Below are 13,244 nucleotides of genomic sequence, written 5' to 3'. Positions count from 1 at the left end.
AAGGGATGACGGAATGCGGCAGTTTCCTCTGGAGATGCACGACGTGGCGCCGGGGCGAGTGGTCGAGTGGCGGTTGCGCTCCACTGCGGCGCCGGCCGGGGACCGGAGCGACACCCCGGGCAGGAGGGCCTCCTTCAACCAGGACAAGCACTTCACCGTCGCCGAGGCGAGCCGTGCGGCCGACGACCCGGTCGCGTCGTGGGTCGCCGTGACCTTCGAGATCGACGGAGTTCTCGACGAACCGCTCCTGGCGCAGGCCCTGTTGGGCTTCGTCCAGCGGCACGAGGTACTGCGGTGCGAGTTCCGACGACTCGCGGGCGAGCTGGCGTGCGAGCCGATCGCGCCCGAGGAACTCGCCCTGGAGGCCGAGCACATCGCCACCTTCGACGACGCGGTCCTGGTGAGGGACTTCCTCGTCGAGCGGTTCAAGCGGAGCATCGACACCCTGTCGTGGCCGCTGTTCACCATGGGCGCCGTGCTGCGTCCCGAGTCGTCGACGGTCTACCTCGCCTTCGACCACATCGTGTGCGACGGCATGTCGATGCCGATCGTCGTCAACGAGGTGCTGACCGCCTACGAGGCCCTGCGCGACGGCGTGCCGGCCGTGCTGCCGCCGGCGCCCAGCTACCTCGACTTCGCCGAGGAGCAGCGCCGCCGCTACCTGTCCATCGACGCGGGGGACGAACGGCTCGGCTACTGGAAGTCCTTCATCGAGCGCAACGGGGAGTTCTTCCCCCGCTTCCCCCTCGACCTGGGCGTGGAGCCCGACCGCATGTACCCGATCGTCAACGAGGCTTCCTCGTTGCTCGACGCGGCCGAGGCCGAGGTCTTCGAGAAGGTCTGCCTGGAGGCGGGCGCGAAGCCGTTCATGGGGGTGCTCGGCTCCGTCGGCGTATGTCTGCGCGAGGCCGGCGGGCCGGGCGTCTACCGGGGGTTCATGCCCGTCAGCGAGCGCGGGCGCGAGGCGTGGAGCGATTCGGTGGGCTGGTTCGTGAACACCATGCCGATCGAGTTCGACGCCTCGCCCGGGCTGGACTTCGGGCAGGTCATGGCCTCGGTCCGGGCCGGGTTCGGTGAGATGATCGGGCACATCGACGTGCCGTTCGTCAGGGCCTGGGAGCTGCTGGCGCCGCGGGAGTTCGCCGCCCGGGCGTGGCCGTACCCGGTCAACTTCTTCTCGTACATCGACATGCGCAGGTGTCGGGGCGCCGAACGCCACGACGAGTGGCGGCCCACCACGCACGTGTGGTCGGCCCGCGCCAACGGCGCCTGCTCGTGGTTCCAGCGGGACACGGACGGGCTGCACATGAACTCGCTGTACGTGGACACCCCGGCCGCGCGACGCACGATGGGCGACTTCCAGGAGGCGCTGCGCCGGACGGTGCAGACGGTCGCCCGCTCCGGTGGCTTCGGTCGGCCCGTGGCCCTCACGGCGCCCCGCCGGCCGGAACCGGGCCGCGTCAGGGTCTGACACGGATCGGCGGCGGGACCGGGGGCGTCGGCGGGACAAGGGCGTCGGCGCGGCGCCCGGCCTCAGAGGGCGTCGGCGCGGCGCCCGGCCTCAGAGGGCGTCGGCGCGGCGGCGCAGCAGGTCCCGTTCGCGTGCGTTGCGCGTCAGGGACGCCGCCCTCAGGAACTCGGCGCGGGCTTCCGGCCCGCGTCCGAGCCGCTCCAGCAGGTCGCCCCGTACGCTCGGCAGCAGGTGGTAGGTGCGCAGCGCGGGCTCCTCGGTGAGGGCGTCGACGAGGGGCAGGGCGGCCCCGGGTCCCTCGGCCATGGACACGGCGACGGCCCGGTTCAGCTCGATCACCGGTGAGGGGATCAGGAGGACGAGGCGCCCGTAGAGCGCGGCGATGGCCGCCCAGTCGGTGTCCTCGTAGCGGACGGCCGCGGCGTGGCAGCCGGCGATGGCGGCCTGGAGGGAGTACGGGCCGCTGCCCGCCCGGTGCAGGGCGTCGACGCCGCGCCGGATCAGGAGCCGGTTCCAGCGGGCCCGGTTCTGATCGGCGAGCAGGACCGGTTCGCCGTCGGGGCCGGTCCGGGTGGCGATGCGGGAGGCCTGGAACTCCAGGAGGGCGCAGAGGCCGTGCACCTCGGGTTCGCCCGGCATCAGCCCGGTGAGCACCCGGGCGAGGCGCAGGGCGTCCTCGCACAGGGCGGGGCGTACGAGGTCGTCCCCGGCGGTGGCCGAGTAGCCCTCGTTGAAGATGAGGTAGATGACCTCCAGGACCGAGGCGAGGCGCTGTTCGCGGTCGGCGCCGTACGGCACCTCGAAGGGCACGGCGGCCTTGGCGAGGGTCCGTTTGGCGCGCACGATGCGCTGGGCGACGGTCGGTTCGGAGGACAGGTGGGCGCGGGCGATCTCCTGGGTGGTCAGACCGCCCACGAGGCGCAGGGTGAGCGCGATGCGGGCGTCCGTGGCGAGGACCGGGTGGCAGGCGGTGAAGACCAGGCGGAGCAGGTCGTCGTCGATGTCCTGCGGGTCGGCGGGCTCCTCCGGGGCCGGCGCATCTTCCAGGGTTCGGCCGACCTCGGCGAGCTTGCGGGCGTAGGTCTCCTTGCGGCGGACGAGGTCGATCGCGCGGTGTTTCGCGGTGGCCATGAGCCAGGCCCCGGGCCGGTCGGGGATGCCGGCGACCGGCCACTGTTCGAGTGCGGCGACCAGGGCGTCCTGCGCCAGTTCCTCGGCGATGCCGACGTCGCGCACGATGCGCGCGACACCGGCGATGATCCGTGCGGACTCGATCCTGAACACCGCTTCGACCGCTCGGGTCGTACTCACTGCCGTCACGGCCACCCATCAGAGCAGCCGTGACGAGGCAGGGCAAACGCGGCGCGGGGCCGCAGGGATCACATTTCGTCGATCTGCCGGACTTCGGCGCTCACGTTCCAGTGCGCGGGGTGGATCTCCAGGAAGCGCCGGGTCCACTCGACGGCCTCGGCCTTGTCCTTGCACTGGCAGAGGGAGTAGCCGCCGACGACCTCCTTGGTCTCGGTGAAGGGGCCGTCGGTGTAGCTGATCTTCCCGTCGGACCAGCTGACCCGGGTGCCCTCGGAGGTGGGGAGCAGGCCGGCGGTGTCGAGCATGACGCCCGCCTTGGTGATCTCTTCCAGCAGGGCGCCCATGCGCTCCTGGAAGTCGGCGGGGAACTCCTCCGGCGGAAGGGCCTGCTCGTTGATGCGGATCATCGTCAGGAAGCGCGGCATGGTGACTCCTCGGTCGGGAGGGCGGGGGCTTTCCCCGCTCTCACCTGTGCGTCGAACGGGGGCCGCCCGGATCGACAGCTCCGGAGGAAATTCTTCGGGGAATTTTCCGGAGCGGCCGGCCGACGCGCTGCGGACCCATGCCGCGGGCCCTGCCCACCGGCCCTACCGACGAGTAGGATCGCGGCCCCTGGCCATTCCGAGAGGATTCCCGATGCCCCGCACCCCCTCCTCGCCGATGCTGCTCGCCGGTCTCCTGGCCGGTTCCTCGGTGCTGCACGCGGTCGCGCCGAAGCCGTTCGACGCGATGGTCCCCGCATCGCTGCCCGGAACCCCGCGCGGGTGGACGTACGCGAGTGGCGTGGTGGAACTCGCGCTCGCCGTCGGCGTCGCGCACCCCCGGACCCGCCGGGTGGCGGCGATGGCCACGGCGGCGTTCTTCGTGGGCGTCCTCCCCGGGAACGTGAAGATGGCCGTCGACGCCCGCCGGAGCTCCCCCGCCCACCTCGCCGCGGCCATCGGAAGGCTCCCGCTCCAGGTCCCGCTGGTGCTGTGGGCGCGCAAGGTGAGCCGTACGGCGACAGCCGGCTGAACCGACGCCGCCCGCCTTCCGCCCGCGTCCGCCCCCCGCACCGCATCCGATCGGGCGGGGACGGCGGAAGAGTCGCACAGAGCCCCCGGTCGCTCGTCGGCGGACCGGGGGCTCGGCCGCGCCCTGAGCGCGGGGGCGACGTCAGGTGGGCCCGTGGCGGGTCAGGAACACCAGAAGAAGAGGGTGTCGTTGACGCGATCGCCCTCCTCGGCCGCTTCCCACTCCTCGGCCTCGAAGCGCATGGCCTTGACGAAGTACTCGGCGGTCTCCCGGACTTCCGGTTCCACCAGGTCGAGCACGGCCTCGTGGGCCGCGACGAACGCGGCGGCGGCCGCGGTCGGGAAGGTACCCATCCACGGGGTGGTGTCACCGGGGAAGGGCACGCTCACCGGCGGTCCGGACAGGACGATCTCGGAGATGCTCAGGTGGGAGGGGACACCGGCCGCCGAAAGCTCCTCGTCGACCGTCGAGAACCACGACTGGCGCGCCCAGTCGCCGAGGTCGTGGGTGTCCGAGAAGTGCGCGGCGATCAGGGCGTGCAGGGCGTAGGTCCACTCCGGCCCCTCCTGCCCGCTGACCTCTCCGTCGAGCAGTTGCTCCAGCGCCCGCGCCACGGACACTTCCAGCTCTATCCCCCGGCTCTGCAGCCTCTCGTCCTTGCGCGCGCACTCCGCGCGGACGTAACCGAGGCAACGCTCCTGCTCGGGCGTGCGCTCGACGGCGGTGAGCAGCCTCATCGCGCTGCGCATGTTGCCGGTACTCATCACCAGGTGACCCACTGGCACTTCCTTCCCCACATGACGGATCTCCATGATCTCCGAGACCCGCCCCCCGGCCGAATCCCCTGCTCCGGCACCCGAACCGGCCGCCCGCCCTCAGGGGCCGTCCCCCGTCATGGGCTGTCCCCCGTCCAGTCCCAGCGCGAGGGGTCGCCCGCGCGGCGACGGTAGTGGGTGCGGCCGCCCGCTCCGTAGCGCCCTATCTCGGTGGGCAGCCGGGCCTCCTCGGCGAGCTGCGGAGCGCTCCAGCCGGTGACGTCGAGGAGGAGACCGTCGAGGGGGCCGCCCACGAGCTCGCCGTACGCGTGACCGGGGCGCGGGCCCGGATCGGGATCGTCGTGGTCGGCGCCGTAGACCCGGCGCCGCAGCATCCTGTCGTCCATGGGCCCAGCTTCACAGGCCCCACTGACAACGGGGTCCGGGCCCGGCGCGGGCCGGACCGCCTACGCTGTCGATCACCGCAACGCGAACTGAGGAGCACCACCCATGGCCCGTCGGGTACACCGGCCACTGGAGGACCAGGAATTCGACTTCATCGTCGGCATGACACAGGGCCCGGTCCTCGCCTACTTCACCGGCACCTGGCCCAAGGTCGTCGAGGCCTGCCGGACGATGGACGTCCTCGTCGCGGAGTTGGCCGAGGAGTACGGAACGCGACTGACGGCCGTCCGCACCGACATCACCCGCTGTCCCGGGCCCACCCGGCGCTTCGGCGTGACCGGCGCCCCGACCGTGGTGCTCGTCGAGGCGGGCGAGGCGGTGGCCTCGCACGCCGGACCGCTGGACCGCGAGGCGTTCCGCGCCTTCCTGGACGCCCACCTGTAGGTCGGCGAAGTCTCCTTCCCGCGGCCCGTCCGCCCGGTGGGGGTGCGCGTGCCTCCCCACGGGTGAACCCGGGCAGTCTGGCCGAAAGTGGCATAGGTGGGATAGGTGCCTCAGGCATGTAATGGAGTCCGGCGCTACGGAACCATCGCTTGCGAGGTGTTGTTCTCATGTCCGAAGCCGTGTCCGAAGCCATCGCGTTCCCCCAGGACCGGACCTGCCCCTATCACCCGCCCACCGCGTACGAGCCCCTGCGCGGGGCGCGGCCGCTGTCCCGGGTGACCCTGTTCGACGGACGCTCCGTGTGGGTGGTCACCGGCCACGCCGAGGCCCGCGCCCTGCTCTCCGACGGACGGCTGTCCACCGACCGCACCAACGCCGCCTTCCCCACTCCCACCCCCCGGTTCAAGGGCCTGCGGAACCGCCGCACCGCCCTCCTCGGGGTCGACGACCCCGAGCACAACGCGCAGCGCCGGATGCTGATCCCCAGCTTCAGCCTGAAGAGGACCGCGGCTCTGCGCCCCCGCATCCGGGAGACCGTGGATCGGCTGATCGACGCCATGGTGGCCCGCGGGCCGGGAGCCGAACTCGTCTCCGCCTTCGCCCTGCCGGTGCCGTCCACGGTCATCTGCGCCCTGCTGGGCGTGCCGTACGAGGACCACGAGTTCTTCGAGGGGCAGTCGCGGCGGCTGCTGCGCGGCCCGGAACCGGCCGACGTCGAGGACGCCCGGCAGCGACTCGACTCCTATCTGGAGGCGCTGATCCGGCGCAAGCGCGCCGATCCCGGCGACGGCCTGCTGGACGAGCTGATCGCGACGCGCCTGGAGACCGGGGGGACCGACGTCGAGGAACTGGTCGCCCTGGCGGTGATCCTGCTGGTCGCGGGACACGAGACGACGGCGAACATGATCTCGCTCGGCACCTTCACCCTGCTGCGCCACCCCGAGCAGCTGGCCGAGCTGCGCGCCGACCCGTCCCTGATGTCGGAGGCGGTGGAGGAGCTGATGCGGTTCCTGTCGATCGCGGACGGCATGCTGCGGGTGGCGACCGAGGAGATCGAGGTGGGCGGCGTGACCATCCGCCCGGACGACGGGGTGGTCTTCGCCACCTCCGTCATCAATCGCGACGGGTCGGTCTTCGAGGCGCCCGATGCCCTCGACTGGCACCGGCCGACCCGGCACCACCTGGCGTTCGGCTTCGGCATCCACCAGTGCCTCGGGCAGAACCTGGCCCGCGCCGAGATGGAGATCGCCCTCGGGGTCCTGTTCGAGCGGCTGCCCGGGCTGCGCCTGGCGGACGATCCGGACCGGATCCCGTTCAAGCCCGGGGACACGATCCAGGGCATGGTCGAACTCCCCGTGGCCTGGTGAGCGGCGTGCGGATCTCCGTCGACCACGACGTCTGCGTCGGCGCCGGGCAGTGCGCGCTGACCGCGCCCGAGGTGTTCACCCAGGACGACGACGGCTTCGGGGAGGTGCTGGCCGGCCGGGAGGACGGCCACGGCAGCCCGCTCGTACGGGAAGCCGCGCGGGCCTGCCCGGTCGCGGCGATCTCCGTCCTGCCGGCGCGGGAGGGGTAGCGCCGCCGGGGCCGGGTGGGCGGACGATCCGACACCTCGATTTCCTGTACAGTTGTCCAGGAAATCGAGGCCGTCGGGGACGCCGGGGGCCGTCCGGGACGAAGTGGAGGTGGCCGTGCACACGGTCGCTCAGGTTCTCATCGGCGTCGTCGCCGCCCTGCACGCGTACTTCCTGGTCCTGGAGATGTTCCTGTGGCAGCGGCCGCCGGGACGCGCACTGTCCGGGTTCGACGCGGACACCGCCCGACTGACCGCCCCGCTCGCCGCCAACCAGGGGCTCTACAACGGCTTCCTCGCCGCCGGACTGGTCTGGGGTCTCGTCATCGATTCCCTGGCGACCCAGGTCTTCTTCCTGATCTGCGTGATCGTCGCCGGGGTGTACGGGGCCGCCACCGCCAACCGCCGGATCCTGCTCGCCCAGGCCCTGCCCGGCGCGCTCGCCCTGGGCGCCGCGCTGGCGGCCGCGTGAACCCGCCGGACCCCGGTCCCGAGCGGGCCCGCGCCGAGGACCCTCGAACCGCGCGGACCAAGGCGCGACTGCGCGAGAGCCTGCTCGCCGAGTGCGCGTCGGGCCGCGAGCCGGCCGAGGTGGGCGTCTCCGCGGTGGTGCGCCGGGCCGGCGTCGGTCGCGCCACCTTCTACCTGCACTACGAGGACCTCACCGCACTCGCCGTGGACGCCTGCGCGGAGGTGGTGCACGCGGCGGTCGACGCCCTGCACGCCTGGCAGACCGGCCCGGGCTCGCTCGCCCCGCTCCGCCCGCCGGCCGCGCTGGCGGAGTACCTCGCATCGGTCGCCGGTCACGCGGCCCTGTACCGGAGCCTGCTCCTGCAGGGCGGTGGCGGCCCGCTCGGCGAGCGCCTGCACCGGGAGCTGGCCGAGCGCGCGCGGGCCGAGCGGTCGGCCGTCGGGGCGCCGCACGCGGAACTCGTCGCTTCGGCGGTGGCGGGCACCTTCACCGGCATCCTCGCGGACTGGCTGCACGGGCTGCTTCCGGACACCGACCCGGGCGTACTCGCCGACCGGATCTGGGCCCTGCTGCTGGCCCTCCACCGGGCCCTGCCGCCGACCGCCTGAGCCCGACGACATCGGGGCGGGCGCCCCGCACGTGCGGGAGCCCCCGCCGTTCACCGGCGGGGGCTCCTCGTCACGGGCTGGTCTCGCGAAGCGGCGCTACAGCGTCACCACTTGCTCGGCCTGGGGTCCCTTGGGGCCCTGCGTGACGTCGTACTCGACCTTCGCGCCCTCGGCCAGCTCCTTGAAGCCGGTCGTCTGGATCGCGGAGAAGTGCACGAACACGTCGGGGCCGCCGTCGTCCTGCTGGATGAAACCGAACCCCTTCTCCGAGTTGAACCACTTCACGGTGCCAGTTGCCATGGGTACTGATCCTTCTCAACGTTCCACGCGGGCCGCACGTGCAGCCGTCTCGATAGTGCCCACCCGCCGCTCGCGGCACACTCCGGACGCGGCCAACCATGGCAGTTCGAACACATGACCGCGCCATCCGCGGGTCACATCGCGCCGTCCCCGACGGGCAGCGGCACGGCCGGACGGGGGGCGCGGGCCGCCGCCGCCCGACGGGAGCCGCCGACCCGACAGCCCAGGCAGTGGGCGTGTCCGGCGCGGGCCGCGGTGTCCCGGGTCCGCCAGTCCCATGCGGTGCGCGGCCGGGGGCCGCTCGGCTTGCCCCAGCCGGCGAGGTGGAGCAGCCAGGTGACGATTCCCGCCACCAGGACCAATCCGAGGCCGAGCCAGATGCCGGGCGCCCAGGCCGCGCACAGGGCGGCGCCCGCTCCGGCGCAGCCCAGCAGGGCCAGGGTCGTTCCGGTCCAGCCGGCCACGGTGTGGCCGAGGTCGACATCGCCGTGCGCGCTCATGATTCTCCCTGGGGGTACGGGCGCCAGTACGCTCGGAGCAGGATCTTTTATCTCACGAGCTAAGTAACTTAGATACTAAGGAGAGTGTGGGTGCACGGCAAGTCCCGCCCCCCGGCCACCGCCGGGGAGGCCATCGCGCGCATGGACCAGTACGTGGCCCTCGGCCTCATCGGCCAGCAGGAAGTGGCCCAGCTGCTCGGACTGAACGTCACCGACCTCACCTGCCTGGGCCACGTCCTGGGCGCCGGGGACGCCCCGCTCTCCGCAGGCGACCTCGCCGAACTGACCCACCTCACGACGGGAGCCGTCACCGGGGTGATCAACCGGCTGGAGCGCGCCGGATACGCGCACCGCCGGCCGGACCCGAGCGACCGCCGCCGGGTACGGGTGGTGGCCGACCCGGCCGCCGCCCTTCGGGTCGTCGCGGTGTACGAGCCGTTCTACGCCCGGCTCGGGGCGCTGTTCGCCGACTACTCCCCCGCCGAGGTCGCCGTCATCGCCGACTGGTTCGGGCGGGCCACGGCCGAGATGCAGGCCCACCTGACCCGCGTGCGGGCCGGGGAGATCGGCCCCCCGCCCGCCTGATGACCGACTGGTAAAATGGGCGGGAAACTTGAGGCGCGGGGTGTTTCCACCCGATGCGGACGCGTACGACGAGCCGGGGCCCGTACCGAAGGGGTACGGGCCCCGGCTCGTCGCCGTTCACCGTCCCGTCCGCCCTGCGCGCTCGCTCTCCTCACGGAAGGTTCTGCATGAAGAACCCGTCAGCTCACGGGCGTTTCGGCATCAAGGCCGGAGCGAAGGCCGGCTCCAGGCCCGGAGCCAAGGGCGGCGGCAAGACCCCCCGCACCCTCGGCCCCCAGGGCGAGTTCACCATGCCCCGGACCGGCGGCACCCCGGCGCTGCCCCCGGTGACCTCGTTCGAGGAGCTCGACCTGCCCGCCGAGCTGGTGAGGACCCTGGCCGAGCAGCAGGTGCGCGAGCCGTTCCCGATCCAGGCCGCGACCCTGCCGAACTCCCTCGCGGGCCGCGACATCCTCGGCCGCGGCCGTACCGGCTCCGGCAAGACCCTGGCCTTCGGCCTGTCCCTGCTGGCCCGCACCGCGGGGCAGCAGGCCGACCCGAAGCGGCCTCTGGCGCTGATCCTCGTACCGACGCGCGAGCTGGCGCAGCAGGTCACCGAGGCCCTCGCGCCGTACGCGCAGGCCCTCAAGTTGCGGATGGCCACCGTCGTCGGCGGGCTGTCGATCGGTCGCCAGTCCGGTGCGCTGCGCACCGGCGCCGAGGTCGTGGTGGCCACGCCCGGGCGGCTGAGCGACCTGGTCGGTCGACGGGACGTGCACCTTGAGCGCGTGCGGATCACGGTGCTGGACGAGGCCGACCAGATGTGCGACCTGGGCTTCATGCCGCAGGTCACCGAGATCCTGGACCAGTGCCACCACGCCGGGCAGCGGATGCTGTTCTCGGCCACCTTGGACCGCAACGTCGACCAACTGGTGCGGCGGTACCTGAAGGACCCGGTCTCGCACTCCGTGGACCCGCAGTCGGCGTCCGTCGGCACGATGGACCACCACGTGCTGCACATCCACGCCGCCGACAAGATCTCGGCGGCGACCGAGATCGCGGCCCGCGAGGGCCGGGTGCTGATGTTCCTCGACACCAAGCACGGCGTCGACCAGTTCGTGAAGCACCTGCGGGCCATGGGCGTCCGGGCGGAGGGGCTGCACAGCGGCAAGTCCCAGCCGCAGCGCACCCGCACCCTCGGGCAGTTCAAGGACAGCTTGATCACCGTCCTGGTCGCGACGAACGTCGCCGCCCGGGGCATCCACATCGACGACCTCGACCTGGTGGTCAACGTGGATCCGCCGGCCGACAGCAAGGACTACCTGCACCGGGGCGGCCGGACCGCCCGCGCGGGCGAGTCCGGCAAGGTCGTCACCCTGGTCACGCCCAACCAGCGGCGGGACATCGTCCGACTGATGGCCGACGCCAAGATCCGGCCGACGATCACCCAGGTGCGCTCCGGTGAGGCCGCGCTGAGCCGGATCACCGGCGCGAAGGCGCCGTCCGGGGTTCCGCTGTCCGGCGCCGCGCCGACCGACGCGAAGGGCCGGCCGAGCGGCTCCGACCTCGGGTTCCGCGGGATCGGCACCCGCCCGGGCCGCCCCGGCAAGGGCAAGGAGTCCCGCAAGACCATCGAGGCGCGCCAGGCCGCCGAGGCCCGCCGGGCGGCCCGGGTCCGCAAGGGCCTCTGAGGCGCGGGCGCCGGACCCGCGGGGCGGGACCGGCGTCGTACCGCTCCCGTGTCAGGCGCGGCGGCGTCGCCGCCGGGCGACTATGGCGCGGGTGACGAGCGGCGGCAGGAGGTCCTTCGCCAGCTTGCGCCAGGCGCGGCCCGGCCGGGGCGCGGGCCGGGCGGCCGGCGGCGCGGCGACGACGGGCTCCACGGGCTCGGGCTCCTTCAGCGGCTTCGGCTCGGGCGGCGCCGTCGCGCTCTCGCCACCGATCCGCACGAGCGGCCGGCCGTGCACGATGTCCACGCCGTGCCACAGGTCGGTGCGGCCCTCCAGCCAGGACAGCATGGCCGCCTGGTGGGGCGCGGGGTCGCCCCAGGTCGCGTACAGCTTCAGGGCCGAGACGGCGATCACCCGCAGTTCGCCGGTGGCGACCGCGGCCCAGACGGCGGCGGCGACGCCCGGGCAGTGCTCGGAGCGGTAGTCGTCGAAGACGACGACGGCGTCCTCGCCGGCGACCAGGCGCGAGGAGTCGATGTCCTGGACGACGTGCTCGTGCAGGTGCGAGGCGTCGATGTGGACGAAGCGGCAACTCCCGGGCCGTACACGGTCGGAGACCACCGAGGTCGGTGCCTGGATGACCGTGGGCAGCGCCTCGTGGAAGGCGAGGTAGTTCGTTTCGAACCCGCGCCGGGTGAGCGTCGGGTAGGAGTCACGCGTCTCGGCGAGGTTGAAGTCGTCGGGCGCGGGGGAATCGAAGAGGTCGCAGACGGTGAACTCCTCACCGTCGCGAAGGTATCCGCCCAGGAAGATGGCGCTCTTACCCATGAAGGCGCCCAGTTCGAGGATGTCACCCGGGGTTTCGGCGTCCTGGTTCTGTCGGGTGAGGAACCAGTCGAACAGGACCTGGTCATGCGCCGAGAACCAGCCCTTGACCTCGCCGAACGTTCGGGGGACGGGCGGTGCAGGCTCGCCGTCGGGGGTGGTGACGGGGGCCTGTGAAACGTGCGACACGGAGAGTCATCCTCCAGTGGAGTGGCATCGGTTCAACGCTGATACCTGGCCAGGTAGTGAGGACCATAAGCCCTCGTACTGGCGTCTGACGAGACTTCGCAACAGGGCTTGCTTCCCTTTCCGTGCCGGGACGGGGCCGCGAACACCGTTCGCGGCCCTCAGAAACCACCCCCGCAACCGCCGCAGCCCGCGCATCCCGCGCCGAGGGACGGAGGGTCCGCGACGTTCCGGTCGCCGGTCGGGGAACCGGCGGAACCCGATGAGCTCGATGAGCTCGATGAGCTCGACGAGGGGGCGGCCTCGGGCTCCGGCCCGCCCACCACGGCCAGGGCGAGTGCGGGGAGCGTGAGGGCGCTCAGTCCGTGCCGGCTGACGTCCGCGACGGTGGTGCGGTTCCTGGCCGGCAGGCGGGAACCCCGGTCGGGGCGCGGTTCCCAGGCCTCGTCCGCGAGGACCTGTTCGTACCGGGCCCGGCCGGCCGGGCTCGCCCCGCGGGCCCGGGGCCACCGGTCGCGGCCGTCGTACCGACAGGCCCAGACGAGCAGGAGCAGGGCGAAGGCGCCCAGGGGGCGGAGCCAGTGCCAGGGGCCGTCGACGGCGGCGGACCGGATCACAGCCGCGATGGCGGCGATGACCGCCAGGCACCCGACCGCCCCTTCGAAGTCGTTCGCGTCGGCGGCCCCCTCCTCCCGGGCCCCGTCCATGGCCAGTCCCTGTTCGACGAGCCGGGCGGCCACGCGCGCCACGGCTGCCGACCCGGCCGTCTCGTCGCGCACGGCCGCGGCCGGCCGGACGTCGCCCGCGCTCCTGCGGGCCAGGACGGCGGCCTGCACCGGATCACGCGGACGTCGACCGGTCAGGTCGATGCGGTGGTCCGCGGTGATGGTCAGCCGCCCGGCGAGGTGGAGCGCCGCCATCGCGGTCTCGGCGACGGCCGCGTTGCCGTTGCGCAGGTAGGCGACCTCGTACATCGTCAGTGGTTCCCGGGCCGGCCGGGGTGTGCACACCCGGGGCCGGGTCATGCGCCGGTGGGCCAGGATCCGTACGAGGTCGGCCACCACGAGCAGGACGGCGGCGGGCAGGAAAAGGAACGCAAGCCACACGATTACCCCCCGGTGTACGGCTCTCGGGGATGAGTGTGGG

At 72.8% G+C, this 13,244-nt stretch carries 17 protein-coding genes; 9 read left to right on the top strand and 8 right to left on the bottom strand.

Annotated features, from left to right (window positions below; translation table 11 throughout):
* Nucleotides 1–13: 13 nt before the first annotated feature.
* Nucleotides 14–1,471, top strand: a complete 1,458-nt coding sequence (locus ACFY0I_RS09715) for a condensation domain-containing protein (protein ID WP_388892555.1) — start codon at nt 14–16, stop codon at nt 1,469–1,471.
* Nucleotides 1,472–1,561: 90 nt separating this feature from the next.
* Here the strand turns inward: ACFY0I_RS09715 and ACFY0I_RS09710 are convergent, their stop codons facing one another.
* Nucleotides 1,562–2,782 carry an RNA polymerase sigma factor gene (locus ACFY0I_RS09710; RefSeq protein ID WP_388892553.1) on the bottom strand — a complete coding sequence of 407 codons (1,221 nt, stop codon included), beginning with the start codon at nt 2,780–2,782 and terminating at the stop codon, nt 1,562–1,564.
* A 68-nt stretch (nt 2,783–2,850) separates the two neighbouring features.
* The gene (locus ACFY0I_RS09705; protein ID WP_388892551.1) at nt 2,851–3,207 is read right to left on the bottom strand and encodes a YciI family protein; all 357 of its coding nucleotides are present in this window, start codon (nt 3,205–3,207) and stop codon (nt 2,851–2,853) included.
* A gap of 211 nt (nt 3,208–3,418) precedes the next feature.
* Here ACFY0I_RS09705 and ACFY0I_RS09700 point away from each other — a divergent pair, with 211 nt between their 5' ends.
* A complete protein-coding gene (locus ACFY0I_RS09700) occupies nt 3,419–3,796 on the top strand; it encodes a hypothetical protein (protein ID WP_388892549.1) in 378 nt (125 codons plus the stop codon).
* A 161-nt stretch (nt 3,797–3,957) separates the two neighbouring features.
* On the opposite strand, the gene ACFY0I_RS09695 is transcribed toward ACFY0I_RS09700, so the two are convergent.
* Nucleotides 3,958–4,575 (bottom strand): hypothetical protein, encoded by a 618-nt coding sequence (locus ACFY0I_RS09695; protein ID WP_388892547.1) that lies wholly within the window; start codon nt 4,573–4,575, stop codon nt 3,958–3,960.
* A 113-nt stretch (nt 4,576–4,688) separates the two neighbouring features.
* A complete protein-coding gene (locus ACFY0I_RS09690; RefSeq protein ID WP_388892545.1) occupies nt 4,689–4,958 on the bottom strand; it encodes a hypothetical protein in 270 nt (89 codons plus the stop codon).
* A 103-nt stretch (nt 4,959–5,061) separates the two neighbouring features.
* Between ACFY0I_RS09690 and ACFY0I_RS09685 the strand changes: the two genes are divergently transcribed.
* From ACFY0I_RS09685 to ACFY0I_RS09665, 5 genes are all read left to right on the top strand, one after another.
* Nucleotides 5,062–5,400 (top strand): thioredoxin family protein, encoded by a 339-nt coding sequence (locus tag ACFY0I_RS09685; RefSeq protein WP_388892543.1) that lies wholly within the window; start codon nt 5,062–5,064, stop codon nt 5,398–5,400.
* Nucleotides 5,401–5,567: 167 nt separating this feature from the next.
* On the top strand, nt 5,568–6,767 hold the full coding sequence (locus tag ACFY0I_RS09680; protein ID WP_388892541.1) for a cytochrome P450: 1,200 nt from the start codon (nt 5,568–5,570) through the stop codon (nt 6,765–6,767).
* A gap of 5 nt (nt 6,768–6,772) precedes the next feature.
* Complete coding sequence (locus ACFY0I_RS09675) at nt 6,773–6,976, top strand: ferredoxin (RefSeq protein ID WP_388892539.1); 204 nt, start codon at nt 6,773–6,775, stop codon at nt 6,974–6,976.
* Between the two features lie 115 nt (nt 6,977–7,091).
* Entirely contained in the window at nt 7,092–7,445 is a 354-nt protein-coding gene (locus ACFY0I_RS09670; protein ID WP_388892537.1) for a DUF1304 domain-containing protein, read from the top strand.
* Nucleotides 7,442–8,053 (top strand): TetR/AcrR family transcriptional regulator, encoded by a 612-nt coding sequence (locus ACFY0I_RS09665; RefSeq protein WP_388892535.1) that lies wholly within the window; start codon nt 7,442–7,444, stop codon nt 8,051–8,053. Before ACFY0I_RS09670 ends, ACFY0I_RS09665 begins: the two co-directional genes overlap by 4 nt.
* A gap of 96 nt (nt 8,054–8,149) precedes the next feature.
* Here ACFY0I_RS09665 and ACFY0I_RS09660 read toward each other — a convergent pair whose 3' ends face one another.
* Both ACFY0I_RS09660 and ACFY0I_RS09655 read right to left on the bottom strand, forming a co-directional pair.
* Nucleotides 8,150–8,353 carry a cold-shock protein gene (locus tag ACFY0I_RS09660; RefSeq protein WP_383996267.1) on the bottom strand — a complete coding sequence of 68 codons (204 nt, stop codon included), beginning with the start codon at nt 8,351–8,353 and terminating at the stop codon, nt 8,150–8,152.
* Nucleotides 8,354–8,487: 134 nt separating this feature from the next.
* Nucleotides 8,488–8,853, bottom strand: coding sequence for an HGxxPAAW family protein (locus ACFY0I_RS09655; protein ID WP_388892533.1), 366 nt, complete (start codon nt 8,851–8,853; stop codon nt 8,488–8,490).
* Nucleotides 8,854–8,943: 90 nt separating this feature from the next.
* On the opposite strand from ACFY0I_RS09655, the gene ACFY0I_RS09650 reads away from it, so the two are divergent.
* Together ACFY0I_RS09650 and ACFY0I_RS09645 are read left to right on the top strand one after the other, a co-directional pair.
* Entirely contained in the window at nt 8,944–9,438 is a 495-nt protein-coding gene (locus ACFY0I_RS09650; RefSeq protein WP_388892531.1) for a MarR family winged helix-turn-helix transcriptional regulator, read from the top strand.
* A 167-nt stretch (nt 9,439–9,605) separates the two neighbouring features.
* On the top strand, nt 9,606–11,108 hold the full coding sequence (locus tag ACFY0I_RS09645; RefSeq protein WP_388892529.1) for a DEAD/DEAH box helicase: 1,503 nt from the start codon (nt 9,606–9,608) through the stop codon (nt 11,106–11,108).
* A 51-nt stretch (nt 11,109–11,159) separates the two neighbouring features.
* Here ACFY0I_RS09645 and ACFY0I_RS09640 read toward each other — a convergent pair whose 3' ends face one another.
* Nucleotides 11,160–12,101, bottom strand: coding sequence for a class I SAM-dependent methyltransferase (locus tag ACFY0I_RS09640; protein ID WP_388892527.1), 942 nt, complete (start codon nt 12,099–12,101; stop codon nt 11,160–11,162).
* 158 nt (nt 12,102–12,259) lie between these two features.
* Complete coding sequence (locus tag ACFY0I_RS09635; RefSeq protein ID WP_388892525.1) at nt 12,260–13,204, bottom strand: TIGR04222 domain-containing membrane protein; 945 nt, start codon at nt 13,202–13,204, stop codon at nt 12,260–12,262.
* Nucleotides 13,205–13,244: the final 40 nt, after the last annotated feature.

It is taken from the genome of Streptomyces sp. NPDC001568 (genome assembly GCF_042893755.1).
Taxonomy (GTDB): Bacteria; Actinomycetota; Actinomycetes; order Streptomycetales; family Streptomycetaceae; genus Streptomyces.
The sequence above is the reverse complement of the archived record's forward strand: the minus strand, read 5'-3'. Positions and strand labels throughout refer to the sequence as shown.

What these genes read in the sequence shown, in the direction of transcription:
- ACFY0I_RS09645 (WP_388892529.1), top strand. Translation starts at nt 9,606, where the DNA reads ATGAAGAACCCGTCAGCTCACGGGCGTTTCGGCATCAAGGCCGGAGCG.
- ACFY0I_RS09700 (WP_388892549.1), top strand. Translation starts at nt 3,419, where the DNA reads ATGCCCCGCACCCCCTCCTCGCCGATGCTGCTCGCCGGTCTCCTGGCC.
- ACFY0I_RS09715 (WP_388892555.1), top strand. Translation starts at nt 14, where the DNA reads ATGCGGCAGTTTCCTCTGGAGATGCACGACGTGGCGCCGGGGCGAGTG.
- ACFY0I_RS09655 (WP_388892533.1), bottom strand. Translation starts at nt 8,853, where the DNA reads ATGAGCGCGCACGGCGATGTCGACCTCGGCCACACCGTGGCCGGCTGG.
- ACFY0I_RS09705 (WP_388892551.1), bottom strand. Translation starts at nt 3,207, where the DNA reads ATGCCGCGCTTCCTGACGATGATCCGCATCAACGAGCAGGCCCTTCCG.
- ACFY0I_RS09690 (WP_388892545.1), bottom strand. Translation starts at nt 4,958, where the DNA reads ATGGACGACAGGATGCTGCGGCGCCGGGTCTACGGCGCCGACCACGAC.
- ACFY0I_RS09660 (WP_383996267.1), bottom strand. Translation starts at nt 8,353, where the DNA reads ATGGCAACTGGCACCGTGAAGTGGTTCAACTCGGAGAAGGGGTTCGGT.
- ACFY0I_RS09680 (WP_388892541.1), top strand. Translation starts at nt 5,568, where the DNA reads ATGTCCGAAGCCGTGTCCGAAGCCATCGCGTTCCCCCAGGACCGGACC.
- ACFY0I_RS09685 (WP_388892543.1), top strand. Translation starts at nt 5,062, where the DNA reads ATGGCCCGTCGGGTACACCGGCCACTGGAGGACCAGGAATTCGACTTC.